Source organism: Corynebacterium sp. HMSC29G08 (assembly GCF_001806875.1).
GTDB lineage: Bacteria > Actinomycetota > Actinomycetes > Mycobacteriales > Mycobacteriaceae > Corynebacterium.
Window position 1 is genome coordinate 443 of record NZ_KV786258.1, and the last position, 2271, is coordinate 2713.

The following is a 2271-nucleotide window of genomic DNA, read 5'->3' on the forward strand; positions in this document are numbered from 1 at the left end:
CGTTTGATCGGGTTTTGGATGAGATGGAGGTGAGCTATTCGGACCTGTTCTCTCGTGATCCGGAGGAGACCGACCTCAGGGGAACCTTGCTTCTCGACGGGCGGGAATTGAGCGTTGGTGCTACGGCAACACCTGATGGGGTCCTAGCGTATAGCGTGGATCTTCCAGATGATTATGGCTTTTCGTTTCTTGGTATTCCGTTAGCGACTTCGACTAGTCGTTTTACGCAGGCGTTGGATGAGCGTTTTATTCCATGGGCGGATGACGGCTTGTCAGACATTGTGTTGTATGAACATTGGGTTCTCTTCTTTGAAGATATCGGCGAGATCAAGCAGATCACTTGGTACAACCGTGAGCTGGTGACTGATCTGGAGCTGCTGGATATCGCGTTTCCGCCGAAGAGATAGCAGCTGGTAGGAAAGGTTTCGTCGCAGGTTATGAGTAAGTTTGAGAAGCTGGACACCTATGAGCAGGATCCTATTGCTGCCGCTATGGTCATGCGGGTAGTTGAGGCTGTGAATCCGGTTTTGGCTGCAGAGATTGATGTTTATGGGGATTGGGAGGGGGCGTTGCGAGAACATGCAACGCCCGTCGAGCTTGCGGAGATAGGTCAACGTGTTCGTCCGTTAGCTGAGCGTTCTTTTGATGATCCGGTAGCGCGCTATCTCTTTGGGCTTTTTCCTCTGCTGAAGATCACCAGTTCGGATGTTAGCTATGTGGTTGATGAGTTTGAGAAGCTTAAAGATGAAAAGCCCTGCCTGGATTTGGACCGAGTGCTGGATTATGACGTGGATACGTTGATTTCGGTGATGGCTCCGGAACATATCGCGCAGCTGGATAGATTTTTGCGCATTGATTCTGAAACGGTTTGGCCACAGCAAGCGGCGTTGATTAAGGCTGGGGTGCAGAAGGGTTTTTTCCGTGACGCTGATGCGTTGCAGTGGTTGGTGTCCTCGCGGTTTCGTGGTTGGAATAGGTATTTAGATCAGGCTTTGGATCGGATGCGGTCTGCCCCGAAGGAGAAAGCTATTGCTGACAGGCCGGAGGCTGGTGGAGCGATGCCGATCTATGTCCCCGTGCCTGCTGGGCAGTTTGCTCAGCTGTTGAAGGTGGATTGTGCAGCGCGTCTAGAAGAGCTGTGTGATGCGGTAGAAGAAAAGCGCTTGCTGGTGGGGGAGATTGATGGAGGGTCTGCGGCGACTCATCAGCGTTTGGTTGCGTTGTTTGGCGCTGCGGACGCTGATGCAGTGATGTGCGGGGAAACTGATTGGGATCCGGATCGGCAGACAGCTGGTTTTAGAGTTAATAATCCTGTGGTTGTTGCGCGACTTGCACAACGGTTTGATGGTGCTGATATCGGAGTGATGGAGGATGCATCAGCTGTGGGCGAGTTGGCTGGTTTTTACAGTCAGGCGCAACAACGCGGTGATGGCATCGCTATTTTGATGAATCAGGAGCGACTCCATGCGCGTCGTTAAGGCGGTTGAGGCCGTTGATCCTGATCATGTGTTTACCGAAAGTCAGCTGCTTTACGTGTGGTGGCACTAGATGCAGCAACCGAGTGCTTTCTACGTGCACTACTGCTGGCGGGGGACGTAATACCGGTGGATCGAGCATCGTTTGATAGTTTCCGGGAGAATTATTGGAAAGCACGAGGATTGGAGTATTTGAATGGTGAATGAGGGCATGTCTGGTAAAAAGCCTGGACGTCTTTTTGAGGAGGAGTTGGATCCGGATGTAGTGGAGTTTGGGTTGTCGTGTGTGCCTGATTGGGTGCCTGGGGAATATCGGGAGTTTTTCAAGACCTACGTCGAGTTCGATTTTGGTGATGGTGATTGGCTTTCGCCGGCGTATGCGCCGAGTGAGCCACTGAGTGTTCAGTGGGGCTATACCTGTTTGCGTGAGGACGCGGAGGCGTTTGGTGCTGATCCGGATGCGTGGTTTCCGGTCGCTTCGGTAGACGACTCTGAATATGTGGCGTATCACCGTAAAGAGGATGGGTCTGTGGAGTTCGGGCGGTATCATTTTGGGGATTTGGAGTATTTGGATGGCCCGTATCCGGATATGGCCAGCTGGATGCGTACCTATGGGGTTGAGCTGTAGCAGGTTAGAGTCTCTCTGCGTGGCCTGAGGGCGGTAGATGCGAGGGAGTGAAGTAGTGATTTGCTACGAGATTTTGCACGGTTTTAGGTCTGCTGACTTTGGTTCTGACGAGTCCGTTGGCTCTTTTAAGATGACTAGAGTGCAGGATTTTGCTGAGTTTGATGGTCG

General features: G+C 52.1%; 3 protein-coding genes. All 3 read left to right on the forward strand.

The features are described 5' to 3' along the window. Positions 1-407, forward strand: a 407-nt coding sequence (locus HMPREF3101_RS07490; protein WP_168160174.1) for a hypothetical protein, incomplete at its 5' end; no start/stop codon positions are given. 30 nt (positions 408-437) lie between these two features. Further along, positions 438-1478, forward strand: coding sequence for a hypothetical protein (locus HMPREF3101_RS07495; protein ID WP_070464047.1), 1041 nt, complete (start codon positions 438-440; stop codon positions 1476-1478). A 208-nt stretch (positions 1479-1686) separates the two neighbouring features. Beyond that, positions 1687-2103 (forward strand): hypothetical protein, encoded by a 417-nt coding sequence (locus HMPREF3101_RS07500; protein WP_141737395.1) that lies wholly within the window; start codon positions 1687-1689, stop codon positions 2101-2103. Positions 2104-2271 lie beyond the last annotated feature (168 nt).